Genomic DNA, 24531 nt, shown 5'->3' on the forward strand with positions numbered 1-24531 from the left:
ACGCAATGCATATCGAAGCGAGGCTGTTCGAGTTCATCGCCGCTTTCTTTGTGCTCGCCGCGGTGCTGTACGGGTTGCTCACCGCGCTGTTCCAGCGGCCTGGGGGGGTGGAGTGGGCGGGTACCACCGCGCTGGCGCTCACCGGCGGCATGGCGTTGATCGTGGCCACCTTCTTCCGGTTTGTGGCGCGCCGACTGGACACCCGGCCCGAGGACTACGAGGGCGCTGAGATCAGCGACGGCGCTGGGGAATTGGGCTTCTTCAGCCCGCACAGCTGGTGGCCGATTCTGATCGCGTTGTCCGGCTCGGTGGCGGCCACCGGCATTGCCCTGTGGCTGCCCTGGCTGATCGTCGCCGGGGTGGTGTTCATCCTCGCGTCGGTGGCCGGCCTGGTCTTCGAGTACTACGTCGGGCCGGAGAAGCACTGATCGGCGTCCCAAAGGTCACAATCAGGGCATCAGTTGATCAGTGGCCAGTTTGCCCGAACTTATTTGTGCAAGCCGGTTCGGTAGGGTTTGCCGAGGGACGATGAACATCCCCCGAGCGCGTGTGCAACGCTGCCGCGGAGCGCCGTGCGTTGGTGGTGCGGTTGGACAGGGCAGGCGAACATGAGCGGGTCGAATCCCCCCGAACGGGACCGTGACGACGCCGGTTCCGCCAGTGAGGAACCGGAGCCCCTCGACGCCGACGGCGGCGACGAGACCGACGTCTACTCGCGGGCGTACTCCGCGCCCGAGTCCGAGCAATTCACCGGCGGCCCATACCTGCCGGTCGAGCTCTACGACTACGACAGCTACGACGGCTCGTCCGACCTGATCGACGAGCGCACCGCTCCGCGCTGGCCGTGGGTGGTCGGTGTCGTGGCCATCGTGGCCGCGGTCGCGCTGGTGGTTGCGGTGGCGCTGGTGGTCACCCACACCGGCACCACCGATGTGGCCACCCCCGGCCCGACCACGACGTCCGTGGTGACCGGCCAGGACGAGATCAGCACCACCAGGCCGACGACCACGTCGTTGCCGCCACCGACCACTCCACAGATCTCGACGTCGACGGAAACGCAGACCGTGACGGTGACGTCCCAGCCGCCCCAGCCCGCGCCGAGCACCGCGCCGCCGACGTCGTCCACCCCGGCGGCGGTGGTACCCCCGCCGCCCACGACCACGACGCCCGCCGGTCCGCGGCAGGTCACGTATTCGGTGACCGGCAGTAAGGCGCCGGGTGACATCATCACGGTGACTTATGTGGATGCCTCTGGTCGGCGGCGCACCCAGCACAATGTGTACATTCCATGGTCGATGACCGTCACACCGATTTCGCAATCCGACGTCGGCTCGCTCGAGGCGTCCAGCCTCTTCCGAGTCAGCAAACTCAACTGCTCGATCACCACTAGCGATGGGACGGTGTTGTCAGCAAACGCCAACGACGCATGGCAGACGAACTGCTGATGGCCAACAAATACTCCGCGTACCGGCAAGAATCGGACACCGTTCCGGCCGACGTCGTCGACCGCATCATGATCTGGTCGTGCGCTGCGGTGTGGCTGCTGCTGGTCGGGGTGATGGTGGCCGCCACCGTGGCCCTGACCGATCTGGGCCGGGGTCTGCACAAGGTCGCCCGGACGCCGCACACGCCATGGGTCCTCTACGCCGTCATCGTCGTCTCAGCGCTGACCATCGCCGCGGCGATCCCGTTGCTGCTGCGGGCGCGCCGCATGTCTGCGGCCGAGCCGGCCGCCGGATCGGTGGGGGCGCTGGCCCGCCGGGTCGGCCGGCAGCCGGCCAGTTCCGGGTATGCGGGCACGCGCACTGCAGCCGACCGGGCGCGTCAGGAGCGGACCCAGGCGTATGGACACGTCGACGAATGGTCCGGCGCTGCCGTGGACCGGATTTGGCTGCGCGGCGCCGTGGGCTTGACGAGCACGCTGGGGGCCGCGCTGGTCGTCGTGGGCATTGCGACCTACCTCATGGCACTCGGCCACGAGGGGTCTTCGTGGGTCGCGTACACCCTGGCCGGCTTAGTCACCGCCACGATGCCACTGCAGGAGTGGCGGCACGTCCGGCAGCTGCGCCGCGTGATCGCGATCCACTAGCGGGCTATGCCCGCGTTCGCTGCGTTTCGCGGCGTTTCGCGGCGTTGAGTCTGCGGTGAGCGTGGTGTCTACTCGCACGTTTGCGCGCTGCGCGCAGAGTCAATCGCGGGGGCCGGCGTGTCGGCCGGGCTGCTGCGTTGAGTCTGCGGTGAGCGTGGTGTCTACTCGCACGTTTGCGCGCTGCGCGCAGAGTCAACGACGAGGTAGCGCCCTATCGGCGCGCTAGTGCTCGCCGTTCGTCGACCCGTTCGTGCCTTCCTGGTGCTCACGCAGCGCGGTCAGCGCCCGGTGCTCGGCGGCGTGTGCGGCCTCGCGCAGCGCCGCATCCTCCGAGGCCGGGTCCGCGAACATGAAGCTGCCGCTACCCGGCGACCCGCCTGAACCGAGCTTGTTCATCCGCTTGGGAATCGGTGCGCCCTGGTATTCGAGCGGCAACGGGTGGCCGTGCTCGTCGACCGGGCCCAGCGGCTGGTGCAGCTCGATGTACGCGCCATGCGGCAGTCGCTTGATGATGCCCGTCTCGACGCCGTGCTCGAGTACATCTCGGTCGCTGCGCTGCAGCCCGATGCACCACCGGTAGGTGATGAAGTACACCAGCGGCGGCAGGATCACCATGCCGATGCGTCCGATCCACGTCGTCGCATTCAGCGAGATGTGGAACTTCAGCGCGATGATGTCGTTCATCGCCGCGAGTGTGAGCACCATGTAGAAGCTGATCGCCATGGCGCCGACGGCCGTGCGTACCGGGGCATCCCGGGGGCGCTGGAGCAGGTTGTGGTGCGCGTAGTCACCGGTGAACCGCTTCTCCAGGAACGGATAAATGATCAGCAGGATGAACACCGCACCCATGAGCAGCGCGACCCAGACCACCGCCGGAATGGTGTGGTGGCCGATGTAGAACTCCCATGGCGGCCAGATACGGGCCAAGCCTTCCGTCCACATCATGTAGAAGTCGGGCTGCGAACCGGCCGACACCTGAGACGGCTTGTACGGACCCAGGTTCCAGATCGGGTTGATCTGCAGCAGGCCGCCCATCAGACCCAGCACGCCGACGATGATCGCAAGGAAGGCACCGGACTTGAACGCGAACACCGGCATCACGCGCACGCCGACGACGTTGTGCTCGGTGCGTCCCGGGCCGGGGAACTGAGTGTGCTTCTGGAACCACACCATGGCCAGGTGCAGTCCGATCAGCGCCAGGATGATCCCGGGCAGCAGCAGGATGTGCAGCGCGTAGAGCCGGGGGATCAGGATGTTGCCGGGGAAGTCGCCGCCGAACAGGAACCAGTGCAGCCAGGTTCCGATCACCGGCATGCCCAGCGTGATCGACGACAGCGCGGCGCGCAGGCCGATGCCGGAGAGCAGGTCGTCGGGCAGCGAGTAGCCGAAGTAGCCCTCGAACATGGCCAGGATCAGCAGCAGCGAGCCGATGATCCAGTTGGCCTCACGGGGCCTGCGGAACGCTCCGGTGAAGAACACGCGGGCCAGGTGCACCATGATCGCCGCGGCGAACATCAGCGCCGCCCAGTGGTGGATCTGCCGGACGAACAGCCCGCCGCGGACCTCGAAGGAGATGTTCAGCGCCGACTCGTAGGCGCGGGACATTTCCACACCACGCAGCGGGCCGTAGACGCCGTTGTAGGTGACCTCGGTCATCGACGGGTCGAAGAACAGCGTCAGGTACACGCCGGTGAGCAGCAGCACGATGAAGCTGTACATCGCGATCTCGCCCAGCAGGAACGACCAGTGCGTCGGGAACACCTTGTTGAGCTGACGGCGGACCGCGCCCGACGGGTGATACCGGGTATCGATGGCCTCACCCTGCTCGGCCAGGACGTCACCGATCTTCGGAGGACTGAGTTTTGGACTCATGTTGTTGTGCGCTCCCAAAATGCGGGTCCGACGGGCTCGATGAAGTCACCGTTGGCGACCAGATACCCCTCGGTGTCGATGGTGATGGGCAGTTGCGCCAGCGCGCGGGCCGCGGGGCCGAAGATCGGCTTGGCGAAGTACAGGGCGTCGAACTGCGACTGGTGGCAGGGGCACAGGATGCGGTAGGACTGCTGCTCGTACAGCGACGACGGGCAGCCCAGGTGCGAGCAGACCTTGGTGAAGGCGAAGAACTCGCCCCAGTTGAAGCTCTCCTGTCCCTTGCGCTTGACCACGCGGCCCATGTCGCTGGGCCGGATCCGGATGAGCATCACGGGATTGCGGATACCCATCTTGATCTCGGTCAGCTTTTCGCGGGATTCCACCGTGGTGCCGTCACCGTCCACTTCCGGCCCCCGCCACGGGAAGACCGTCTCCATGCCGCCGGCGTCGAGGTCCTCGGGACGCAGCTTGGTAAACGGCGCCGAATCGTGTGAACCGGTGGCCCGCGCCAGATAGATGGTCTCGCCCTTCTTGCGGGGGGTCCAACCGGACGTCCACAGCACGGCCTTCATGCCGTCGGCGGTCTTGACGACCGGCTTCCACGGGTTCTTGATCATGCCGCCGGCAAACGCCACCAGGGTGCCGAGCCCGAAAGCGCCCAGACCCATCCCCAGCGACAGGCCGACCAGCTTGCGCCGCCTGATCGTGGAACCGTCCAGGGCGTTGGTCAGGTTCGCGACGACGGTCTTGCGGTCGATCTCCTTCGACGCGCCGTCATGCCGATCCTGGATCGAAATCTCTTCCGGGATGAACCGTTTCTGGTACAGCACCGCGCCGATCCCGATGGCGAGGATGGACAGCCCGAAGGTCAGCCCGTACAACGGGGTGGCCAGCGTGTAGAGCAGGCTGCCGTGGTCCTCGAGCGCTTTGTACTCCCACGGCCAGAACAGGAAGATCACCAGCAGGGCCAGCCCGGACGCGCCGCCCAGCAACATCCACAGCGCAACCCCGCGCTCGGCGCGCTTCTCGGCCTTGGTGCCCTCGACCGGCCAGCGCGGCTCCTTGAAGACGGTCTCGACACCGTCCATCCGGCCGCCCAGCGCCAGCAGTTCCTCGTTGGACATCGTGGCCAGTTCGGCGTCGTCGGGCAACTTGGTCGATTCGTCGGCGTCGCTCATGACCGAGCCCCAATCCACAGCGCCAGCCCGATGGCGGCGACCATCCCGATGATCCACATCGCCATGCCCTCGGGGGCCGGTCCGAAGCCGCCCAGGCCGTAGCCGCCCGGCGAACGCTCCTCGGCGACCGTCCGGACGTAACCGATGATGTCCTTCTTGGCCTCGAACGAAAGCTGACGGTCGGAGAACTTCGGCATGTTCTGCGGGCCGGTCAGCATCGCCGTCAGGATCTGCTGCTCATTGGCCGGCCCCAGGTCGGGGGCGAACTTGCCCGACGACAGCGCCCCGCCCTTGCCGGTGAAGTTGTGGCAGGACGCGCAGTTGAGCCGGAACAGGTCGCCGCCGCGGCCCAGGTCCTCGCCGCGCAGCGAGCGCATCGCGAGGCTGCCGTCGGGGTCCTTCTTCACCGTGGGGCCGCCGCCCTTGGACTGCACGTAGGCGCCGAGCGCCTCGGTCTGCCCTTCGTCGAAGATCGGGTCTTTACGCGCCGCCTGGGCCTCACCGCGCATCGCGGGCATCCGGCCGGTGGACACCTGGAAGTAGACGGCGGCGTCGCCAACGCCGATCAGGCTCGGCCCGTGGTCGGGCACGCCCTGCAGGTTGGCGCCGTGGCACGACACGCAGGAGGTGTCGAACAGCTGCTGACCCTTGCGAATCGCCGCCGCGTTGTTCTCGTCGGCGATGGCCACCTGCGGGGTGGGGGTCAACACGGCGGCCAGCCCTCCGGAGAAGGTCAGCGCCATCAGCAGCAGCACCCCTCCGGACAGTCTGCGTTGGAGCCGGCGGCGAGAGCGGTTCTTGGGCCGGGCTTTCCGCTCATCGCCACCTGATCGGGTGAACCGCAGTTTCTTCAACCGAGAACTCCTGTTCATTCCTGGTCGGGCTGGTTCGGGCTGGTCCTGGGTGCGTCCCTCATCGAATGAAATAGATCACCGTGAACAGCGCGATCCACACGATGTCGACGAAGTGCCAGTAGTAGGAGACGACGATGCTGGCGGTCGCCTGCGCCGGCGTGAACTTGGTCATCGCGGTGCGGGCCAGCAGGAATATGAATGCGATCAGGCCGCCGGTGACGTGCAACCCGTGGAATCCGGTGGCCAGATAGAAGACGCTGCCGTAGGCGCTGCCGGGGATCGTGGTGCCGTGGGTCGCCAGGTGGAAGTACTCGTAGGCCTGGCCGAGGACGAAGAACAGGCCCATCAGGAAGGTGATCACGTACCAGCGGCGCAGCCCGAAGACGTCGCCCTTCTCCGCCGCGAACACGCCCATCTGGCACGTGAACGACGACGCGATCAGAACCAGCGTCACCGGGACGGCCTGGTACAGATTCAGCTCGGTCGGCGGCGGCGGCCACTTCCCGCCGGACTGGGCGCGCGCCGTGAAGTACATCGCGAACAGCCCAGCAAAGAACATCAGTTCACTGGAAAGCCACACTATGGTGCCAACACTCACCATGTTGGGCCGATTCAGCGAATGAATACGCGACGTGATCGCGGTACCGGAAGTCCCCACAGCGCTGGTCACATCCGCAAGTATGACGCTTTGTAGTTGTTTGAGACCACCCGGGTCAGAAATTTCGTGCAAATCAATTTCGCGTGTCGCGCTCACACCCTCCTCGGCGCGCTTTGGGAGGCGGTTGGTCAGCGTGGGACCATCGGCGCGTGGCCGAGTCATCTGGGGCATCACCCAAGCCCCCGTCGCCCCGGGGAACTCCCGCGATTCCGGGCGGGTCGGCGCCGTCGTGGCCACAGGTCCTGGCCCGATTGACCGACCGGCAGAACCTGGCCCGCGGTCAGGCCGCCTGGGCGATGGACCAGATCATGACTGGCAACGCGAGCCCGGCCCAGATCGCTGCGTTCGCCGTTGCGATGAAGATGAAGGTGCCGACCGCGGCGGAGGTCAGCGAGCTGTCCGACGTCATGCTCAGCCACGCGCGGCAGATGCCGCTCGATGCGATCCGCGCGGAGGTCGGCGACACCGTCGACATCGTCGGCACCGGCGGCGACGGCGCCAACACGGTCAACCTGTCCACCATGGCGTCGATCGTGGTTGCCGCCGCGGGCGTCCCGGTGGTCAAGCATGGCAACCGGGCGGCGTCGTCGCTGTCCGGCGGCGCGGACACGCTGGAGGCGCTCGGCGTGCGCATCGACCTCGGGCCCGAGCAGGTGGCGCGCAGCCTCGCCAAGGTCGGGATCGGCTTCTGTTTCGCCCCGGTGTTTCACCCCTCCTACCGGCACGCCTCCGCGGTGCGTCGCGAGATCGGGGTGCCTACCGTATTCAATCTCCTTGGGCCACTTACCAATCCGGCCTGGCCGCGGGCTGGGTTGATCGGCTGCGCGTTCGGCGAGCTCGCCGAGGTGATGGCCGGGGTGTTCGCCGCGCGCCGCTCCAGCGTGCTGGTCGTGCACGGCGACGACGGGCTCGACGAGCTGACCACGACGACCACCAGCACCATCTGGCGCGTGCAGGCGGGCACCGTGGACCGGCTGACCTTCGATCCGGCGGGATTCGGGTTCGCCCGCGCCGAGCTCGACGAGCTCCTGGGCGGCGACGCGCAGGCCAACGCCGCGGAGGTGCGCGCGGTGCTCGGCGGGGCCAAGGGCCCCGTGCGCGATGCCGTGGTGCTCAATGCCGCCGGCGCGATCGTCGCTCATGCCGGGCTATCCAGCCGCGCTGAATGGTTGCCGGCGTGGGAGGACGGGCTGGCCCGGGCCGCCGCGGCCATCGACAGTGGTGCGGCCGAACAGCTGCTCGCGCGTTGGGTGCGGTTCGGCCAGCAGGTCTGACTCGGCCTGGTCGGCCGCCAGCCGCGCGGAGCGTGCCGTCGCCGCCCACTCGGCCCAGGCGCCCGCGGACCCCGAGGGGGTGGCCCATCCGGCGTCGTTGACGCCGGCGACCCGCACGATGCGCACGCCGGGGGTGCCCAGCCAGCGCGCGATCAGAGCGGTCTCCTCGACCAGCGCCCCGCCCAGCGGGGCCGCCGACGGCAAGATCGTCTGGGCGCCCGCAGAAATGGCGTCGACGACGGGCATCGGCGGGACCCCGCGTCTGGCGGTGCCGGCCGCGGCGAGCTGGCCGTGCCGGATGACGGCGAGCTGATAGCCGTCCTGACCGTCGGGTCCGGCGGGCTCGGCGGCGACCAGCTCGGGCAGCTCGGCCAGGGCGCGCAGGCGCTGGCCGCGCCAGAGGGCCTCGATCGCGGTGGCGGTCAGGTCGCGCAGTCGCGCGGCGCGCTCGTAGTGGCACAGCCCGGCCAGCCGGGTGACCTCCTGGACGGCGGCGGCCAGCGGGGCGTTGTCCACGCCGTCGATCAATGCGGCGGCGCGTGCCACCGCGGCGGCATACTGCGTGGCCGTCGCGTCGCGGGCGGCGGGGCAGGGCGACACCTCGACCTCCGGGCAGGCGGGCCCGTGCAGCGCCGACCTGCCCAGCCGGGTGGTGCAGGTGCGCACCCCGGTGAACCGCGCCAGCAGGGCGGCGGTCTGCGCGGCGTCGGTGCGCGACCGAAACGGGCCGACGGCACGGTCGTGCCGCGGCGACCGGACCACGGACAAACGCGGAAACGCCTCGTCGGACAGCACCACCCACCACCAGCGCTGCGGGAACCTCGACCGCCTGTTGTACGGCGGGGCGTGCGCGGCAAGCATCCGCAGTTCCCGTACGCCGGCCTCCAGCGAGTGGGCGCACTCGACGTGGTCGACGGTGTCGGCCAGCCCGACCATCTCCTTCATCCGGCCCCGCGGGTCCGTGCCGTTGAAGTACTGGCTCACCCGGCGCCGCAGGTCCACGGCAGTGCCGATGTAGAGCACCTCGCCCGCCGGCCCGCGGAACAGGTAGACCCCGGGCGCGTGCGGCAGGCCCTCGGCGAGCACTCGCTTGCGGCGCTGGGCCGGCGTCACGTTGGGCAGGTAGGTGCGCAGGTCGGCGTAGGTGTGGACGCCCTGGTTGCCGACCCGCTCGATCAGCGCGTGCAACACGTCGACGGTGGCCCGCGCGTCGTCGAGGGCGCGGTGGGTGGGCTGGGCGGCGACAGCGAAGAGCCGCGCCAGGGCGGCCAACCGCACGCTGGGGGCCTCCTCGCGGCTGAGCACCCGGCGGGCCAGCCGGACGGTGCACAGCACGTGCGGCCGCGGCCAGGCGATCTCGCAGCGCTGTGCGGCGGCCCGCAGGAACCCGATGTCGAACCCCGCGTTATGGGCGACCAGCACCGAACCGCCGGCGAATTCCAGGAACATCGGCAGCACCGCGTCGATCGTCGGCGCGTCGCACACCATGGCCGTGGTGATGCCGGTGAGCTGCACGATCTGCGGCGGGATGCTGCGCTGCGGGTCCACCAGGGTGCCGAATTCGCCGAGCACGACACCGCCGCGGACCTTGACCGCGCCGATCTCGGTGATGGCGTCGGGGAGCGCTTCGGGCTTGCCCGGCGTGCTGGTGGCCCGACCCCCGGTGGTCTCGAGGTCTACCACGACGAAAGTGGTGTCGCGTAGCGGCGTTTCGTCGGGTGTACGGATATCGGCGAAGCTCAGCTGGGTCGCGCCGGTCAATCCCACGGCTGCGACGTTAAGCGGACCCACCGACAGGTCCCACCGACAGCCCGATTCGCAAAACCTGTCGGTGGCCGCGGTTAGCGTGCGGAAGAACTCGACGGAGGCCGACCGAGAGGACCGCTCGATGACAGACAGGACGTGCATCACAAGCCAGGGCTGCCCGGCGCCAGAACCGGGGGCGCCGGTGGTGATCGACTGTGACGACTGCGCGGTGCGGGGTGCGGCATGCCGCGACTGCGTCGTCAGTGTGTTACTCGGGGTCCCGGAAACTTTGCTCTACGACGAGCGCGCCGCACTGGAGGTGCTCGCCGAGGCCGGATTGGCGCCGAGGCTGCGTTTGGTGCCGATCCGAGGCAATCGGGGATCCGGCGTCGCTTAATTGCCCTGTGCGCCATAACTCCTGGCTAGGGAGGGTCGGCCAGTTGGCGTCCTAAGAAAATGACATAAATCTTCCTATTTTCTTAATGAACCCCTTTGGACAAACGTCGATATCGTTTCGTAACCTGTTTGAGACCTAAACCAGCTCGGCTGCGACACGCGTCGATGGCAGTTTAAGGAAGCAACATTTTGAGGCTCATCTGTAAGCATCCGATTGCGCGTGTCATATCGCGTCCCATGGTCGGTGCGCTCGCGGGCTTCATCGTCTTCTCCGGTGTTGTTGCTACTAGCGCGGCGGCCGACCCGGCCGTCGATCCGGTGGCGAAACTCAACGAGTTATCACGGCAGGCCGAGCAGACGACCGAAGCCATGCACACCGCGCAACTCGACTTGAACAAGAAGCTGGCCGTCTTGCAGACGGCGGAAAAGAAGCACGCGGAGGACCAGGCCGCCGCGCAGGCCGCCAAGGACCGCCTCGGCACCTACCAGGGCGCCGTCAACCGGCTCGCCGCCGCCACGTACATGGGCGGACGCACCGACGGGATGCACGCCATCCTGACCTCGGACTCGCCGCAGCAGCTGATCGACAGGCTGTCGGTGCAGCGCGTGCTGTCGGGTGAGATGAGGGCGCAGATGGCCAGCTTCCGGGCCGCCGGCCAGCAGGCCGCCCGGGCCGAAGAGGCGTCCGCGAAGTCCGCCGCCGAGGCCAAGAGCGCGGCCGAGCAGGCCGCCGCGGTGCGGGCCAGCCTGCAGTCCAAGCAAAGTCAGCTGCAGGTACAGATCGCCGTCGTGAAGTCGCAGTACTTCTCGTTGACACCCACGCAGCGCACCGTTTTCGCCAATCCTCCCGGCCAGGCGCCCGCCGCGGCCCCGGGGGGCCCCCCTCCCGAGGCATTGCCGCCCGGCGCGCCGCCGCCTGACGCGCCGCCTCCCGGTGACGCGCCGCCGCCAGGCGGGCTGGTTCCCGGACTGCCGGCTCCCAGTGGGGATCGCGCCACCGTCGTGCAGGCGGCGCTGACGCAGGTCGGGTCGTCGTACGTGTGGGGCGGTGCCTCGCCGGGCGGGTTCGACTGCTCCGGGTTGGTGATGTGGGCGTTCCAGCAGGCCGGCATCTCGTTGCCGCACTCCAGCCAGGCGCTGGCACACGGCGGTCAACCGGTGAACCTGTCGGATCTGCAGCCCGGCGACGTGCTGACGTTCTACTCGGACGCGTCACACGCCGGCATCTACGTCGGCGACGGGATGATGATCCATTCCTCCACCTACGGCGTGCCGGTGCGGGTGGTACCGATGAACTCCTCCGGCCCGATCTACGACGCGCGCCGCTACTAGACGCCTCGCCGCACGGCCGGCACCGCTTCTGCTGGCCTGTGTGCTGGTTGCCGAGCTGGTCACGGCCGCGGCCGTGGCGCTGGCCCCGGCGGATCACCCCGGGCTCCTGATCGTCGGCGACCGCGCCGTCCGGCTCGTCGACCTCGGCGGCCCGCATACGGGGAGCCTGCTCTCGCGCATCGCGTCGGACATCGGTGCCGCCGTCGACAAGGTGGACGCCTTCTGGGGAGCCGGCTGGCCGCGTGAGGTCACCGTGGTGGCCGCCGGCTCCGACGAGCAGTTTCGCGCCGCGGCCGGCGGCGGCCCGGCCTCGCAGTGGGCGGATATCGCAGCGGTGACGGTCGTGGACCGTGTCGACCCGGCGCGCCGGGCGGCCGTCAACCCGCGGATGGTGTTCGCACCCGGCGCCGCCAACATGAGTGCCGCAGCGCTGCGAATAGTGCTGGCACACGAGCTTTTTCACTATGCGGCGCGCGGGGACACTGCCCTGGACGCACCGCGCTGGCTGACCGAAGGGGTCGCCGACTTCGTGGCCCGGCCGCGGACTGCGCCGCCCGCCGACGCGCCGACGACGGTGGCGGCGCAGTTGCCGTCGGACACCGACCTGGACGCGGCCGGGCCGCAGCGCTCGCTGGCCTACGACCGCGCCTGGTGGTTCGCGCGGTTCGTCGCCGACACCTACGGGGCTCCGGCGTTGCGCGCGTTCTACCTGGCCGCCTGCGGAGTGGGGCACGCCGACCTGGCCACCGCTGTCCGCGACGTGCTCGGGACCGACACGGCGGGGTTGCTGGCCGGCTGGCAGCGGTGGCTGCGGGGCTAGCTGCACCCCGGCGAGCAGACGCAAAAGTCCCCAAACGGGTCGAAACGGGGGCTTTTGCGTCTGCTCGCGCACCGGAAGCTAGCCTCACCCGCATGAGCCGGGTCCTGCTGGTGACCAACGACTTTCCGCCCCGCCGCGGCGGCATCCAGTCCTACCTGGGGGAGTTCGTCAGTCGGCTGGTGGCCACCGGGTCGCACGCCATGACGGTGTACGCGCCGCAATGGAAGGGCGCCGACGTGTTCGACGACCTGGCCGGCGACGTCGGCTACCGGGTGGTGCGTCATCCCAGCACGCTGATGCTGCCCGTGCCGACGGTCGACACCCGGATGCGTCGACTGATCGCCGACGAGGGGATCGACACGGTGTGGTTCGGCGCGGCGGCGCCGTTGGCCCTGCTCGCGGGCCGAGCCCGTCAGGCCGGGGCGACCCGCGTGCTGGCCAGCACCCATGGTCACGAGGTGGGATGGTCCATGCTGCCCGTCGCCCGGTCGGTGCTGCGCCGCATCGGCGACGAGACGGATGTCGTCACCTTCGTCAGCCGGTACACGCGGTCTCGGTTCGCGCCGGCCTTCGGGCCCGCGGCGTCGCTGGAATACCTGCCGCCCGGGGTGGACGCCGACCGCTTCCGGCCCGATCCGGCCGCCCGCGCCGAGTTGCGCGCGCGCTACGGCCTGGGAGACCGGCCCACAGTGGTCTGCCTGTCAAGGCTGGTGCCGCGCAAGGGCCAGGACGTCCTGATCAAGGCGCTGCCATCGATCCGGCGGCGCATCGCCGACGCCGCGCTGGTGATCGTCGGCGGCGGCCCGTACTTGGACGCGCTGCGCAAGCTGGCGCAGGAGTGCGGGGTGGCCGACCAGGTGACGTTCACCGGCGGCGTGCCCGGCCCCGAGCTGCCCGCTCACCACGCGCTGGCCGACGTGTTCGCGATGCCGTGCCGCACCCGCGGCGCCGGAATGGACGTTGAGGGGCTGGGCATCGTCTTCCTCGAAGCCTCGGCCAGCGGGGTGCCGGTAATCGCCGGGCGCTCCGGTGGGGCCCCGGAAGCGGTGCGGGACAACGAGACCGGGCTGGTGGTCGACGGCCGCTCGGTCGATCAGGTCGCCGACGCCGTCGCCGAGCTGCTCACCGACCGCGACCGCGCCGCCGCGATGGGCGCCGCCGGACGCCAGTGGGTCACGTCGGCGTGGCGCTGGGACACCCTGGCCAGCCGCTTGGCGGACCTGCTGCGCGACGGTCGGCGCGAGAACGTCTAGAGCCGCGGGCCTGATGGCGGCGACCCGCTTCGCCCGGCTGCGCCGCGCTCGCGATCGCGCTACTCCTTGGTGTAGATGGCCTCGATGTCAGACGCGAACTTCTCGGCCACCACATTGCGCTTGACCTTCATCGTCGGTGTCAGCTCGCCGGTGTCCTCGGTGAAGTCGACGGGAAGAATCCGGAACTTGCGGATCGACTCCGCGTGGGAGACCTGCTTGTTTGCGTGCTTGACGGCCATGTCCACCTCGGCTTCCAGGTCGGGATCGGTGGCCAGATCACCCACCGACGCGCCGGCGGACTTACTGTGGCGATGCTTCCAGCCTTCGAACGCCTCCGGGTCGATGGTGATCAGCGCGCCGATGAACGGCTTGTTGTCCCCGACGACCATCGCCTGGCTGATTAGCGGATGGGACCGCAGCTCGTCCTCCAGCACGGCGGGCGCGACGTTCTTGCCCCCGGCGGTGACGATGAGCTCCTTCTTGCGGCCGGTGATGCTCAGGAAGCCGTCCTCGTCGACGGAGCCGAGATCGCCCGTCTTGAACCAGCCGTCGTCGAACGCCTCCTCGGTGGCCTGCTCGTTCTGCCAGTAGCCGCCGAAGACCACGCCGCCGCGTACCAACACCTCCTTGTCGTCGGCGAGGCGCAGGCTGTTGCCTGGCACCAGCTTCCCGACGGTGCCGACCTTCTGCGCGTCGATCTGGTTCACGGTGATCGCCGCGCTGGTCTCGGTCAGGCCGTAGCCCTCGTAGACGGTCACTCCCACCCCGCGGAAGAAGTGACCCAGCCGGGCGCCCAGAGGCGCGCCGCCGGAGACGGCCGCCGTGCAGTCGCCGCCCAGCGCCGCGCGCAGCTTGCCGTACACCAACCGGTCGAACAGCGCGTGCTTGGCACGCAGCACCAGCCCCGGCCCACCCTTGTCCTGCGCCCGGCTGTAGTCGACCGCGGTCTGCGCGGCCGCCTTGAAGATCGGCCCCTTGCCGTCGTTGGAGGCATTTTGCTCGGCGGTGTTGTACACCTTCTCGAACACTCGCGGGACGGACACCACCACCGTCGGCTTGAACACCGCAAACATCGGCAGCAGGTTCTTGATGTCGCTGGTGAAGCCGACGGTGACCTTGCTGGCAAACGCGGACAGGGTCAGGGCCCGGGCCAATACGTGGGCCAACGGCAGGAACACCAACAGTCGCTGCCCCTGGCGCAGCAGCGTCGGCAGGCAGTCCTGGGTGCCGCGAATCTCGTGCAGGAGGTTGGCGTGGGTCAGCTGGCAGCCCTTGGGCCGCCCGGTGGTGCCGGAGGTGTAGATCAGCGTCGCCGCGTCGCTGGAACGCAGCCCCTCGAGCCGCGCGGTCAGCTCGCCTGCATCGACCGACGCGCCCTCCTCCGCGAGCTGGTCGAGCGCCTTGGGACCCGAGCCGTTGATGTGTAGCACCCGACGCAGCTCGGGCAGCTCCCCGCTGAGCTCGGCGACCATCGCGGCGTGCGCGTCCGTCTCGGCGAAGGCCACCACGGCCCCCGAGTTCTGCAGCACCCAGCGCACCTGCTCGGCCGACGACGTCTCGTAGATCGGCACGGTGACCGCGCCGATGGACAGGATCGCCAGGTCGATGATCGCCCACTCGTAGCGGGTGGCCGAAAAGATGGACACGCGGTCGCCGGCCTGGACCCCCAGTGCGATCAATCCGAGTGCCGCAGAACGGATCTGGTCGGCGGCCTCGGCGCAGGAAACGTCGGTCCACTTGCCGTCGACCAGGCGTTGGTAGATCGCGAAGTCGGGATCCTTGCGCTCATGCTCGAAGACCATCGCCGCGACGTTGTCGTGCTCCTCGACAGAAAAGCTGGCAGGGACACTTAACTCACGCACTGCATAACCTCGCTTGACCTCGTGTGATGTTGCCGAGTGCCGGCTTGCTGACGCCCAGCCTAATCCGGCGGTTCGGCGAGGCTCGCGGGAGCTGGCCGCCGGGGCCGGCGGAGGCGAGGCGAAGCCGGGACCGCCGAAGGAATCCCGCGGTTCGGGGCCGCGGAAACGGTGTGCAAAGCTGAAGCGGTGAGCAGCATCCAGATCGCGGACCAGACGTTTGTCGCCGCCGACGGCGCGCACGTCGGTGCCGCGGTCGCCGACCGGTCCAGCTGGCGCCGGTGGTGGCCCGACCTACGTCTGGAAGTCGTCGAGGACCGCGCCGAGAAGGGCATCCGGTGGTCGGTCGGCGGCCCGTTGACCGGCACCATGGAGGTTTGGCTGGAGCCGTCGCTGGACGGGGTGGTGCTGCACTATTTTCTGCACGCCGAACCGTCGGGTGCGGCGGCCTATGAGCTGGCCAAGATGAACCTGGCCAAGATGACGCATAAGCGCCGGGTGGCCGGGAAAAAAATGGCTTTCGAGGTGAAGACAACCCTCGAACGCTCGCGTCCCGTCGGGGTTTCTCCGGTAGTTTAACCGGGTCAGCGTTTGGCGGACGACAGTACCGTTTCGGCTCTGGTCGCCCCCGCGTGCGGAGAGAGGGAAGTAGCCAGGTGGCGGAAAAGACGACGCAGAAGATCTTCATCGACGCCGATCCGGCCACGGTGCTGGAGGTGATCGCCGACATCGACACCTATCCCGACTGGATTTCGGAGTACAAAGAGGCCGAAGTGCAGCAGCGCGGCGAGGACGGCTACCCGAAGGTCGTCCGGTTCGTGATGGACGCCGGCGTCATCAAGGACACCCTGGTCATGTCCTACACCTGGCCGGACGACCGCAAGTCGCTGAGCTGGAGCCTGGTTTCCAGCTCGCTGCTGAAGTCGTTGGAAGGCTCGTATCACTTGGCGGCCAAGGACTCTGGCACTGAGGTCACCTACGCGCTCGCCGTCGATCTGGCCGTCCCGATGATCGGAATGCTCAAACGCAAGGCCGAGCGCAGACTGACCGACACCGCTTTGAAGGATCTGAAGAAACGAGTCGAGGGCTGAGTGAATCCGATGCGCCCGCCCCGGCCCGGATCAGTCTGTTCGTCGGCAAGGGTGGCGTAGGAAAGTCCACTCTGGCGTCGGCCACCGCCGTCCGTGACGCGAGCGAGGGCCGACGGGTCCTGCTGGTGTCCACCGACCAGGCCCACTCACTGGGCGACGTGCTCGGCGTCCCCGTCCCGCCCACCGGTTCGGGCGAACCCGTGCGGGTGCTGGCCGATCTCGATTCGGGGCGAAACGACGCGGGCGGCTTCCTGGACGCCCTGGCGCTAGACACCCTGGCCCTGCTCGAGGCGCGGTGGCGCGACGTGGTGGACGCGCTGGACGGCCGATTTCCCGAGTCCGATCTGAGTAGCATTGCCCCCGAGGAACTTTCGGCGCTGCCGGGCGTCCAGGAGGTGCTGGGTCTGCACGCCGTGGGTGAGCTCGCGATAGCCGGGCGCTGGGACCGGATCGTCGTCGACTGCGCCTCGACCGCGGACGCGCTGCGGATGTTGACCCTGCCCGCCACGTTCGCCCTCTACGTGGAGCGCGCCTGGCCGCGGCACCGCAGGCTGTCGGTCGGCGCCGACGACGCCCGCACGGCCGCCGTCGTCGACCTGCTGGAGCGCATCAGCGCCAGCGTCGAGGGGCTCGGCGAGTTGCTGACCGACGGCGATCTGGTGGGCGCGCACCTGGTGTTGACGCCCGAGCGGGTGGTGGCCGCCGAGGCGACCCGGACGCTGGGGTCGTTGGCGCTGATGGGGGTTCGCGTCGAGGAGTTGATCGTCAATCAGGTGCTGGTGCGCGACGAGTCCTACGAGTATCGCAATCTGCCCGACCACCCGGCGTTCTACTGGTACGCCGAACGCATCTCCGAACAGCGTTCCGTGCTGGCCGAACTCGACGCCACCATCGGTGACGTGGCGCTGGTGCTGACGCCGCATCTGGCCGGCGAGCCGATCGGCCCGAAGGCGCTGGGTGAGCTGCTCGATGGCGCCCGTCGGCGTGGCGGAGGCGCACCCCCGGGCCCGCTGCGTCCTATTGTGGACTTGGAATCGGGGTCGGGGCTTGAGTCCGTGTACCGCATGCGGGTGGCCTTGCCCCAGCTCGATCCCGGGGCGCTGACGCTGGGCCGCGTCGACGACGACCTGATCATCAGTTCGGGTGGACTGCGGCGCAGAGTTCGTTTGGCGTCTGTTCTGCGGCGGTGTACGGTGCTGGACGCACATCTGCGGGGCAGTGAGCTGACAATTCGATTCCGACCAGATCCGGAGGTGTGGCCGAAGTGACTGGGACGCATCCCGAGATCGGTCCGGAGCTGCGCAGGCTCGCGCAGGCGCTGCTGAACAGGATCGACCCGACCGTGCGGTCTACGGCCGCGCTCGCCGCCGGCCTCGGCAAAGAGCCCGGCAAGTGCCAGCAGGTGTGGTGCCCGGTGTGTGCGCTCGCCGCGCTGGTCAACGGCGAACAGCACCCGCTGGTGACCGTCATCGCCGACCACAGCGTCGCGCTGTTGGACGTGATTCGCGCCATAGTCGACGACATCGACCGAACCGACGGGCCGCCGCCCGACGATCCGTCCGGCGGCGTCACCACCAACGGGAGCGGGCCGCACGAGCCCACCGTGAAGACGCGTTACCAGCCAATCCACGTCACCGTCGAGGAGTGAGCCGGCCCTGCTCCGAGGTGGTCCCTGTCGTCGCACATGGGTACAGTTGGACACCATCGGGTGCGGGCGAGAGGGAGGGCCATGTGGTACTGGCTATTCAAGTACATCTTCATGGGCCCGTTACTGTCTCTGCTCGGTCGGCCGAAAGTCGAAGGCCTGGAACACGTTCCGAATTCCGGACCGGCGATACTCGCGAGTAACCATCTCGCGGTCGCGGACAGTTTCTACCTCCCGCTCGTCGTGCGCCGCCGCATCACGTTCCTGGCGAAGGCCGAATACTTCACCGGCACCGGCCTGAAGGGCTGGTTCACCCGCTGGTTCTACACCGTGGCCGGCCAGGTGCCGATCGACCGCAGTGACGCCGACGCCGCCCAGGCCGCGCTGGACACCGCCCAGCGCCTGCTGGGGCAGGGCAAGTTGCTCGGCATGTATCCAGAGGGCACCCGCTCGCCCGACGGCCGGCTCTACAAGGGCAAGACCGGGCTGGCGCGGCTCGCGCTGGAATCGGGCGTCCCGGTGATCCCGGTGGCGATGATCGGCACCAACGTCGTCAACCCGCCCGGCAGCAAGATGTGGCGCTTCGGGCGGGTCACCGTCCGGTTCGGTAAGCCGATGGACTTCTCCCGCTTCGAGGGCCTGGCCGGCAACCGCTTCATCGAGCGCGCCGTCACCGACGAGGTGATCTACGAACTGATGGGCCTGTCCGGCCAGGAGTACGTCGACATCTACGCGGCGACCCTGAAGGACACGGGCTCGACCGAAAAGGGCAGCACCGAAAATGGCAGCGAGGCCGTGCGGATTCCCGAGACGGCTGCGGGCTAGAGGCGGGTCAACCGGCCGCTACGACGGGCGTGAGCCCGGGTGTCGTCGCCTCCTGGGGCGTCTTGCGGGCGCTGACCGTCAGGCCGGCGGCCACGATGACCGCCAACGCCCACCACACGTAGGACATCCCGAACAGCTGACGCCACCAGTTCGCGCTCGCCTCGTGGTGTTGGGGCATCAGGTCGATCGGCGTCCACCTCATCAACGCCAGCCCGACGAGGGTGAGCACCGCCAGCGCGGCATTGCGGCGCCGCCACGCCAATATCCCCGTCACCAGCAGGGTCGGCAGCACCCACACCCAATGGTGTGACCACGAGACCGGCGAAACGACCAGCCCGAACAGGGCGACGCAGATCAGCGCCAGCGCCGGCTCCCCGGCCCGCAGCACGCGCTGCATGGCCCACACCGTCAGGCCGAGCACCAGCACGCACGCGCCCGCCCACAGCAGGAAGCGTTCGTTCTCGCCGAGCCCCAGCCGGGCCAGGGCGCCCGCGATGTTCTGGTCGGTGTTCAACGCCGCGTCGCCGATCCGCTGGGTGTTGGGCATCGTGTGCGTCCAGTACTCCCACGAGTCGCTCCACGCCAGCGCGAAACCGGCCAGCGTCGCGCCGGCGAAGGACGCCAGCGCGGTCAGCGCCGAACGGGTGTCGCGCCGCATCAGGAAGTACAGCAGGAAGACCGCAGGCGTGAGTTTCAGCGCGATCCCCAGGCCCAGCAGCAGCCCGCGCGGCCACGGCGTGCGGCGTGGCATGCAGTCGGCGATCACCAGCGTCATCAGCACGACGTTGATCTGGCCGAAGGCGAAGTTCGAGGCGACGGGTTCGACCCACAGCGTCGCGGCCGCCACGATCAGCGTCGTCAGCCACAACCGGCGCAGCCAGGCGGGCCCGGGCAGCAGCTTCGGGCTGGCCCAGACATCCAGGCGGGTCAGCACGATCATCGTCGAGACGATCAGCAACACCAGCGTCAGCGCCGTGATCGCGACGCTGGCCGCCGGCATGTGCAACCACGCGAACGGGCAGAACGCGATGGCCGCCAGCGGCGGATAGGTGAACGGCAGGTTCAGGCCGATAGGTGTGGGGAACAGCACATCGCCCTTGTATAGCGGACGTCCGTCCAGCCAGGCTCGGCCGCCCATCTGATAAACGTCGATGTCGATGCGGTACGGGATGTGTCCGAACAGGGCCGTCCAGGCCACGTACCCCAGCGCCGCGGCGGCCAGCAGCCAGAGCAGGCAAAACACCAACACCCGCCCGCGGCCGCCGCTACCAGGGGAGCCCACGTTCCCGGTGCTGGGCGCCTGCCAGTTACTCATGTCGCAGCTAAGCCTAATGGTTAGTTGGCACGTGATTGCCCGACCAGCGCGGCTGCCACCCCGTGTCGAGGTGTGGGCGTAGCTTTTTTGGGGTGCTCCGCTGGCTGCATCATGACATCGTCGACCGCGGCCGCCTGCCGCTGCTGTGCTGCCTGATCGCCTTCATCCTGACCTTCTTCGTCACGCGGTCGTTCGTGCGGTTCATCCGTCACCGCGCCGACTCCGGGGTGCCGCCGCGCTGGTGGCAGCCGCGGAACGTGCACATCGGCTCGCTGCACATCCACCACGTCACGTTCGGGGTGATCCTGGTGATGATCTCCGGGCTGACGATGGTGTCGCTGTCCGTGGTCGGACAGGTATCCGATTTCACCGTTACGGCGGTCCTGTTCGGCATCGGCGCCGCGTTGGTGCTCGACGAATACGCGCTGATCCTGCACCTGTCCGACGTGTACTGGGAGGAGGACGGCCGCACCTCGGTGGACGCCGTGTTCGCGGCCGTCGCGGTGGCCGGGTTGTTGATCCTTGGTCTGCACCCGCTGATGTTCCTCTTCCCGATCTGGCACGGCAGCGATTCGAAAGTGCTGCACGCCTGCGTGATCGGCGGGCTGGTGCTGACGCTGCCGCTGGCCGTGGTGGTGCTGATCAAGGGGAAGGTGTGGACCGGCCTGCTGGGCATGTTCATCGTGGTGCTGCTGGTGATCGGCGCGGTCCGGCTATCGCGGCCGCACGCCCCGTGGGCCCGGTGGCGCTACACCAGCCGACCGGACAAGATGCGGCGCGCGCTTGAGCGGGAGCGCCGGTGGCGCCGCCCGGTGGTGCAGGCCAAGCTGTGGGTGCAGTGCTTGATCGCCGGCACTCCGCGCCTGCCCGACGAGCGGGCCGTCGACGCCCAGCTGGATCACGAGGTGCATGCCGCGCCGCCACCCGAGGCGGACTTTCCCTGGCGAGCAGACACAAAAGCACCCTGAAACGGCCGGTTTCGGGTGCTTTTGTGTCTGCTCGCCCGAGTCGCTCGCCCACTAGGCTGCGGTCGTGCGGTACTTCTATGACACCGAATTCATCGAGGACGGCCGCACCATCGAACTGATCTCCATCGGGGTGGTCGCCGAGGACGGCCGCGAGTACTACGCGGTCTCCACCGAATTCGACCCCGAGCGGGCCGGCAACTGGGTGCGCGCCAACGTGCTGCCCAAGCTGCCGCCGCCGTCGTCGCAGCTGTGGCGCTCGCGGCGGCAGATCCGCGCGGACTTGGAGGAGTTCCTGCGTGTCGGGAGCGGCGAACCGATCGAACTGTGGGCCTGGGTGGGGGCATACGACCACGTCGTGCTGTGCCAGCTGTGGGGCACCATGCCCGAACTACCCCGGGCGATACCCCGCTTCACGCGGGATCTGCGGCAGCTGTGGGAGGACCGCGGGAGCCCGCGGATGCCGCCGCGCTCGCGCGACGCCCATGACGCCCTGGTGGACGCGCGGGATCAGTTGCGGCGATACCGGATCATCACCGCTCGTTCGCCCTGATCAGCGATCGCGAGCCCCGGCTACCATGGACCGATGAACTGGACAGTCGACATACCGATCGACCAGCTGCCGCCGCTGCCGCCGCTGCCGGCCGACCTGCGTGCCCGGCTGGACGCCGCGCTGGCCCAGCCGGCGGCGCAACAACCCTCGTGGGACCCCGACCAGGCCGCGGCGATGCGCACGGTGCTGGAAAGCGTCCCGCCGGTCACCGTGCCGTCGGAAATCGTTCGGCTGCAGGGGCAGCTGGCCCAGGTCGCCAGGGGCGAGGCGTTCCTGCTGCAGGGCGGCGACTGCGCGGAGACCTTCACCGACAACACCGAACCGCACATCCGGGGCAATATCCGCGCCCTGCTGCAGATGGCCGTGGTGCTCACCTACGGCGCCAGCCTGCCGGTGGTCAAGGTGGCCCGCATCGCCGGCCAGTACGCCAAGCCGCGGTCCGCCGACATCGACGCGCTGGGCCTGAAGTCCTACCGCGGCGACATGATCAACGGCTTCGCTCCGGACGCCGCGGCGCGCGCGCACGACCCGTCACGTCTGGTGCGGGCCTACGCGAACGCCAGCGCCGCAATGAATCTGGTGCGCGCGCTCACGTCGTCGGGCTTCTCGTCGCTGCATCTGGCGCACGACTGGAACCGCGAGTTCGTCCGGACCTCGCCCGCCGGGGCGCGCTACGAGGCGCTGGCCGCCGAGATCGACCGCGCGCTGCGGTTCATGAGCGCCTGCGGGGTGGAGGACCGCAACCTGCAAACCGCCGAGATCTACGCCAGCCACGAGGCTCTGGTGTTGGACTACGAGCGCTCCATGCTGCGGTTGTCGGACGCGTTGGACGGTGAGCCGCAGCTGTACGACCTGTCGGCGCACACGGTGTGGATCGGTGAGCGGACCCGCCAGCTCGATGGCGCGCACGTCGCGTTCGCCGAGGTGATCGCCAACCCGATCGGCGTCAAAATCGGCCCGACGATGACCCCGGAGGTCGCCGTCGAGTACGTCGAACGGCTCGACCCGCAGAACAAGCCGGGCCGGCTGACCCTGGTGAGCCGGCTGGGCAACAACAAGGTGCGCGACGTGCTCCCGCCGATCATCGAGAAGGTCCAGGCCACCGGCCACCAGGTGATCTGGCAGTGCGACCCGATGCACGGCAACACCCACGAGTCGTCGACGGGCTACAAGACGCGGCACTTCGACCGCATCGTCGACGAGGTGCAGGGCTTCTTCGAGGTGCATCGCGCGCTGGGCACTCACCCGGGCGGCATCCACGTCGAGATCACCGGCGAAAACGTCACCGAATGCCTCGGTGGCGCGCAGGACATCTCGGACGCCGACCTGGCCGGCCGGTACGAGACGGCGTGCGACCCGCGCCTGAACACCCAGCAGTCCCTCGAGTTGGCGTTCCTGGTCGCGGAGATGCTGCGCGACTGACCCTGGCGAGCAGACACAAAAGCACCCCAAAACGCCCCCCGTTTTGGGGGCTTTTGCGTCTGCTCGCGCTACCTAGAGCAGCCCGCTCAGGTTGCTGCCGATCGTCCAGCCCGCCGTCGCGACCAGCCCGGTGATCGCGACGACGATCGCCACCCAGATCAGCACCATGCGCCGGGCGTGCTGTCGCACCCAGATGAACTCGCTGAGCGCGATGCCGCCGAATTCGCCTGACAGCGGGTCGAACTCGTAGTCACCGGGCCCCAGCTCGGGCTCGGTGGGGCGTTGTGGCTCGGGCCAGTCCTCGCGGGTCAGGGCGCGGGTGCTGTGCGGCTTGCCCGACGGCGGCGGCACAGGCGGCACAGGCGGCACCGACGGCACGGACGCCACGGGCGGCCCAGGCGGTGACGACGCGGCCGGCACCGGCGGCGGGTCGTCGCGCCGCGCGGCCATCCGGCTGTGATGCAGCGCCGCCGACCGATGCTGAGCGGAGTTGCGCGGCGCGGGCACCCGGAAAGCCGGCAGCGCGAGCTCCTCGGCGATCTCTTCCAGATCGGCGCCCATCTCGAGCGCGTCGGCGTACCGGTCGGCGGGGTCGCGGGCGGTCGCGCGGGCCACCAGCTCGTCGAATTCCAGTGGCACACCGTCGATCACCGCGCTGGCCCGCGGCACGTCGTGGTCCAGGCGCTGGTAGGCCAGCGTCAGCGGCGTGTCGCCGGTGAACGGGGTGCACCCGGTCAGCAGCTCGTACGTGAGGATTCCGACCGAGTACACGTCGCTGCGCAGCCCGGCGCTGCCGTCGCGGACCTGCTCCGGCGACAGGTAGGCCGCCGTGCCCAGGATGACGCTGGCGGAGGTGATGCCCGCGGCCGCGACGGCGCGGACCAGGCCGAAATCGGCGATCTTTACCTCGCCGTCGTCGCTGATCAGCACGTTTTCCGGCTTGACGTCGCGATGGACCAGTCCGGCCTGGTGTGCGGTGGCCAGCCCGCCCAGCACCGGGCGTAGCACGGCGGCCACGGCGTGCGGCGGCATCGGGCCGCGTTCATTCAGCAGCTCGCGCAGGGTGCCGCCCTCGATCAGCTCCATCACCAGGAACGGATGCCGGCCGTCCAGACCTTGGTCGTACACCGCGACCAGCCCGGGGTGCTTCAGCTTGGCGACCGTGCGGGCCTCGAGTCGGAAGCGGGTGAGGAACTGATCGTCGCCGGAATAGCGGGGGTCCATCACCTTCACCGCGACGGGCCGGTCGAGGCGGACGTCGACGCCGCGATAGACCGTCGAGGTGCCGCCACTGGCGATCTTGGCGTGCACGAGGTAGCGACCGTCCAGGTACGTGCCTTCCAGAGGGTCCACCGGGCCTGCTCGCGCCACGGGGTCATCGTAG

General features: G+C 69.0%; 23 protein-coding genes and 1 pseudogene. 16 read left to right on the forward strand and 8 right to left on the reverse strand.

What is annotated here, in order from left to right; all coding sequences use genetic code 11:
• The first annotated feature begins 5 nt into the window (after positions 1 to 5).
• From AC5Y5V_RS05305 to AC5Y5V_RS05315, 3 genes are all read left to right on the forward strand, one after another.
• On the forward strand, positions 6 to 428 hold the full coding sequence (locus AC5Y5V_RS05305; protein ID WP_499931710.1) for a cytochrome c oxidase subunit 4: 423 nt from the start codon (positions 6 to 8) through the stop codon (positions 426 to 428).
• A 180-nt stretch (positions 429 to 608) separates the two neighbouring features.
• Positions 609 to 1445 (forward strand): MmpS family transport accessory protein, encoded by an 837-nt coding sequence (locus AC5Y5V_RS05310; protein ID WP_499931711.1) that lies wholly within the window; start codon positions 609 to 611, stop codon positions 1443 to 1445.
• Positions 1445 to 2089 carry a DUF2561 family protein gene (locus tag AC5Y5V_RS05315; protein ID WP_499931950.1) on the forward strand — a complete coding sequence of 215 codons (645 nt, stop codon included), beginning with the start codon at positions 1445 to 1447 and terminating at the stop codon, positions 2087 to 2089. Before AC5Y5V_RS05310 ends, AC5Y5V_RS05315 begins: the two co-directional genes overlap by 1 nt.
• 222 nt (positions 2090 to 2311) lie before the next feature.
• On the opposite strand, the gene qcrB is transcribed toward AC5Y5V_RS05315, so the two are convergent.
• Genes qcrB through ctaE form a run of 4 tightly spaced genes read right to left on the reverse strand, consistent with a single transcriptional unit; the run spans position 2312 to position 6663 of the window.
• Positions 2312 to 3961 (reverse strand): cytochrome bc1 complex cytochrome b subunit, encoded by a 1650-nt coding sequence (gene qcrB, locus AC5Y5V_RS05320; RefSeq protein WP_499931712.1) that lies wholly within the window; start codon positions 3959 to 3961, stop codon positions 2312 to 2314.
• The gene (qcrA, locus tag AC5Y5V_RS05325) at positions 3958 to 5139 is read right to left on the reverse strand and encodes a cytochrome bc1 complex Rieske iron-sulfur subunit (protein ID WP_499931714.1); all 1182 of its coding nucleotides are present in this window, start codon (positions 5137 to 5139) and stop codon (positions 3958 to 3960) included. Before qcrA ends, qcrB begins: the two co-directional genes overlap by 4 nt.
• A complete protein-coding gene (gene qcrC / locus AC5Y5V_RS05330; protein ID WP_499931716.1) occupies positions 5136 to 5993 on the reverse strand; it encodes a cytochrome bc1 complex diheme cytochrome c subunit in 858 nt (285 codons plus the stop codon). Before qcrC ends, qcrA begins: the two co-directional genes overlap by 4 nt.
• Before the next feature lie 58 nt (positions 5994 to 6051).
• A complete protein-coding gene (gene ctaE / locus AC5Y5V_RS05335; RefSeq protein ID WP_499931717.1) occupies positions 6052 to 6663 on the reverse strand; it encodes an aa3-type cytochrome oxidase subunit III in 612 nt (203 codons plus the stop codon).
• A gap of 194 nt (positions 6664 to 6857) precedes the next feature.
• Here ctaE and trpD point away from each other — a divergent pair, with 194 nt between their 5' ends.
• Entirely contained in the window at positions 6858 to 7925 is a 1068-nt protein-coding gene (gene trpD / locus AC5Y5V_RS05340; RefSeq protein ID WP_499931951.1) for an anthranilate phosphoribosyltransferase, read from the forward strand.
• Here trpD and AC5Y5V_RS05345 read toward each other — a convergent pair.
• A pseudogene (locus AC5Y5V_RS05345) lies at positions 7863 to 9833 on the reverse strand (DEDD exonuclease domain-containing protein); the annotation flags it as partial. The gene trpD and the pseudogene AC5Y5V_RS05345 sit on opposite strands and share 63 nt — an antisense overlap.
• On the opposite strand from AC5Y5V_RS05345, the gene AC5Y5V_RS05350 reads away from it, so the two are divergent.
• The 4 genes from AC5Y5V_RS05350 (at position 9814) to pimB (ending at position 13472) form a co-directional block, all read left to right on the forward strand.
• Positions 9814 to 10068, forward strand: a complete 255-nt coding sequence (locus tag AC5Y5V_RS05350; RefSeq protein WP_499931719.1) for a hypothetical protein — start codon at positions 9814 to 9816, stop codon at positions 10066 to 10068. The pseudogene AC5Y5V_RS05345 and the gene AC5Y5V_RS05350 overlap by 20 nt on opposite strands.
• 236 nt (positions 10069 to 10304) lie before the next feature.
• Positions 10305 to 11399: a peptidoglycan hydrolase RipC gene (gene ripC, locus AC5Y5V_RS05355; RefSeq protein ID WP_499931721.1), complete on the forward strand. Its 1095-nt coding sequence runs from the start codon at positions 10305 to 10307 to the stop codon at positions 11397 to 11399.
• A 28-nt stretch (positions 11400 to 11427) separates the two neighbouring features.
• Positions 11428 to 12219 (forward strand): hypothetical protein, encoded by a 792-nt coding sequence (locus tag AC5Y5V_RS05360; protein ID WP_499931953.1) that lies wholly within the window; start codon positions 11428 to 11430, stop codon positions 12217 to 12219.
• 92 nt (positions 12220 to 12311) lie between these two features.
• Positions 12312 to 13472, forward strand: a complete 1161-nt coding sequence (gene pimB / locus AC5Y5V_RS05365; RefSeq protein WP_499931723.1) for a GDP-mannose-dependent alpha-(1-6)-phosphatidylinositol monomannoside mannosyltransferase — start codon at positions 12312 to 12314, stop codon at positions 13470 to 13472.
• Positions 13473 to 13531: 59 nt separating this feature from the next.
• Here pimB and AC5Y5V_RS05370 read toward each other — a convergent pair whose 3' ends face one another.
• Positions 13532 to 15334: an AMP-dependent synthetase/ligase gene (locus tag AC5Y5V_RS05370; RefSeq protein ID WP_499931725.1), complete on the reverse strand. Its 1803-nt coding sequence runs from the start codon at positions 15332 to 15334 to the stop codon at positions 13532 to 13534.
• Between the two features lie 186 nt (positions 15335 to 15520).
• Between AC5Y5V_RS05370 and AC5Y5V_RS05375 the strand changes: the two genes are divergently transcribed.
• The 5 genes from AC5Y5V_RS05375 (at position 15521) to AC5Y5V_RS05395 (ending at position 18892) form a co-directional block, all read left to right on the forward strand.
• Entirely contained in the window at positions 15521 to 15910 is a 390-nt protein-coding gene (locus AC5Y5V_RS05375) for a polyketide cyclase / dehydrase and lipid transport (RefSeq protein ID WP_499931727.1), read from the forward strand.
• A gap of 77 nt (positions 15911 to 15987) precedes the next feature.
• A complete protein-coding gene (locus AC5Y5V_RS05380) occupies positions 15988 to 16422 on the forward strand; it encodes an SRPBCC family protein (protein ID WP_499931729.1) in 435 nt (144 codons plus the stop codon).
• Positions 16419 to 17690, forward strand: coding sequence for an ArsA family ATPase (locus AC5Y5V_RS05385; protein WP_499931955.1), 1272 nt, complete (start codon positions 16419 to 16421; stop codon positions 17688 to 17690). Before AC5Y5V_RS05380 ends, AC5Y5V_RS05385 begins: the two co-directional genes overlap by 4 nt.
• Positions 17687 to 18070, forward strand: coding sequence for a hypothetical protein (locus tag AC5Y5V_RS05390; RefSeq protein WP_499931730.1), 384 nt, complete (start codon positions 17687 to 17689; stop codon positions 18068 to 18070). The genes AC5Y5V_RS05385 and AC5Y5V_RS05390 overlap by 4 nt, the downstream gene beginning before the upstream one ends.
• Before the next feature lie 81 nt (positions 18071 to 18151).
• Positions 18152 to 18892, forward strand: coding sequence for a lysophospholipid acyltransferase family protein (locus AC5Y5V_RS05395; RefSeq protein WP_499931732.1), 741 nt, complete (start codon positions 18152 to 18154; stop codon positions 18890 to 18892).
• A gap of 7 nt (positions 18893 to 18899) precedes the next feature.
• Here the strand turns inward: AC5Y5V_RS05395 and AC5Y5V_RS05400 are convergent, their stop codons facing one another.
• Positions 18900 to 20207: a glycosyltransferase 87 family protein gene (locus AC5Y5V_RS05400; protein ID WP_499931734.1), complete on the reverse strand. Its 1308-nt coding sequence runs from the start codon at positions 20205 to 20207 to the stop codon at positions 18900 to 18902.
• 92 nt (positions 20208 to 20299) lie between these two features.
• Here AC5Y5V_RS05400 and AC5Y5V_RS05405 point away from each other — a divergent pair, with 92 nt between their 5' ends.
• The 3 genes from AC5Y5V_RS05405 to AC5Y5V_RS05415 all read left to right on the forward strand — a co-directional run bounded on the left by AC5Y5V_RS05405 (position 20300) and on the right by AC5Y5V_RS05415 (position 23147).
• Entirely contained in the window at positions 20300 to 21175 is an 876-nt protein-coding gene (locus AC5Y5V_RS05405) for a hypothetical protein (protein WP_499931736.1), read from the forward strand.
• 64 nt (positions 21176 to 21239) lie between these two features.
• Positions 21240 to 21725: a polyadenylate-specific 3'-exoribonuclease AS gene (locus AC5Y5V_RS05410; RefSeq protein WP_499931738.1), complete on the forward strand. Its 486-nt coding sequence runs from the start codon at positions 21240 to 21242 to the stop codon at positions 21723 to 21725.
• A 33-nt stretch (positions 21726 to 21758) separates the two neighbouring features.
• Positions 21759 to 23147 carry a class II 3-deoxy-7-phosphoheptulonate synthase gene (locus tag AC5Y5V_RS05415; protein WP_499931740.1) on the forward strand — a complete coding sequence of 463 codons (1389 nt, stop codon included), beginning with the start codon at positions 21759 to 21761 and terminating at the stop codon, positions 23145 to 23147.
• Positions 23148 to 23219: 72 nt separating this feature from the next.
• Here AC5Y5V_RS05415 and AC5Y5V_RS05420 read toward each other — a convergent pair whose 3' ends face one another.
• The gene (locus AC5Y5V_RS05420; RefSeq protein ID WP_499931957.1) at positions 23220 to 24491 is read right to left on the reverse strand and encodes a protein kinase domain-containing protein; all 1272 of its coding nucleotides are present in this window, start codon (positions 24489 to 24491) and stop codon (positions 23220 to 23222) included.
• Between the last annotated feature and the right edge of the window lie 40 nt (positions 24492 to 24531).

The sequence above is a fragment of the Mycobacterium sp. NGS68 genome (assembly GCF_059812195.1).

Excerpts from the sequence above, each read along its gene's own strand:
- AC5Y5V_RS05305 (WP_499931710.1), top strand. The coding sequence starts at position 6 with ATGCATATCGAAGCGAGGCTGTTCGAGTTCATCGCCGCTTTCTTTGTG.
- AC5Y5V_RS05310 (WP_499931711.1), top strand. The coding sequence starts at position 609 with ATGAGCGGGTCGAATCCCCCCGAACGGGACCGTGACGACGCCGGTTCC.
- AC5Y5V_RS05315 (WP_499931950.1), top strand. The coding sequence starts at position 1,445 with ATGGCCAACAAATACTCCGCGTACCGGCAAGAATCGGACACCGTTCCG.
- qcrB (WP_499931712.1), bottom strand. The coding sequence starts at position 3,961 with ATGAGTCCAAAACTCAGTCCTCCGAAGATCGGTGACGTCCTGGCCGAG.
- qcrA (WP_499931714.1), bottom strand. The coding sequence starts at position 5,139 with ATGAGCGACGCCGACGAATCGACCAAGTTGCCCGACGACGCCGAACTG.
- AC5Y5V_RS05350 (WP_499931719.1), top strand. The coding sequence starts at position 9,814 with ATGACAGACAGGACGTGCATCACAAGCCAGGGCTGCCCGGCGCCAGAA.
- ripC (WP_499931721.1), top strand. The coding sequence starts at position 10,305 with ATGGTCGGTGCGCTCGCGGGCTTCATCGTCTTCTCCGGTGTTGTTGCT.
- pimB (WP_499931723.1), top strand. The coding sequence starts at position 12,312 with ATGAGCCGGGTCCTGCTGGTGACCAACGACTTTCCGCCCCGCCGCGGC.
- AC5Y5V_RS05395 (WP_499931732.1), top strand. The coding sequence starts at position 18,152 with ATGTGGTACTGGCTATTCAAGTACATCTTCATGGGCCCGTTACTGTCT.
- AC5Y5V_RS05400 (WP_499931734.1), bottom strand. The coding sequence starts at position 20,207 with ATGAGTAACTGGCAGGCGCCCAGCACCGGGAACGTGGGCTCCCCTGGT.
- AC5Y5V_RS05415 (WP_499931740.1), top strand. The coding sequence starts at position 21,759 with ATGAACTGGACAGTCGACATACCGATCGACCAGCTGCCGCCGCTGCCG.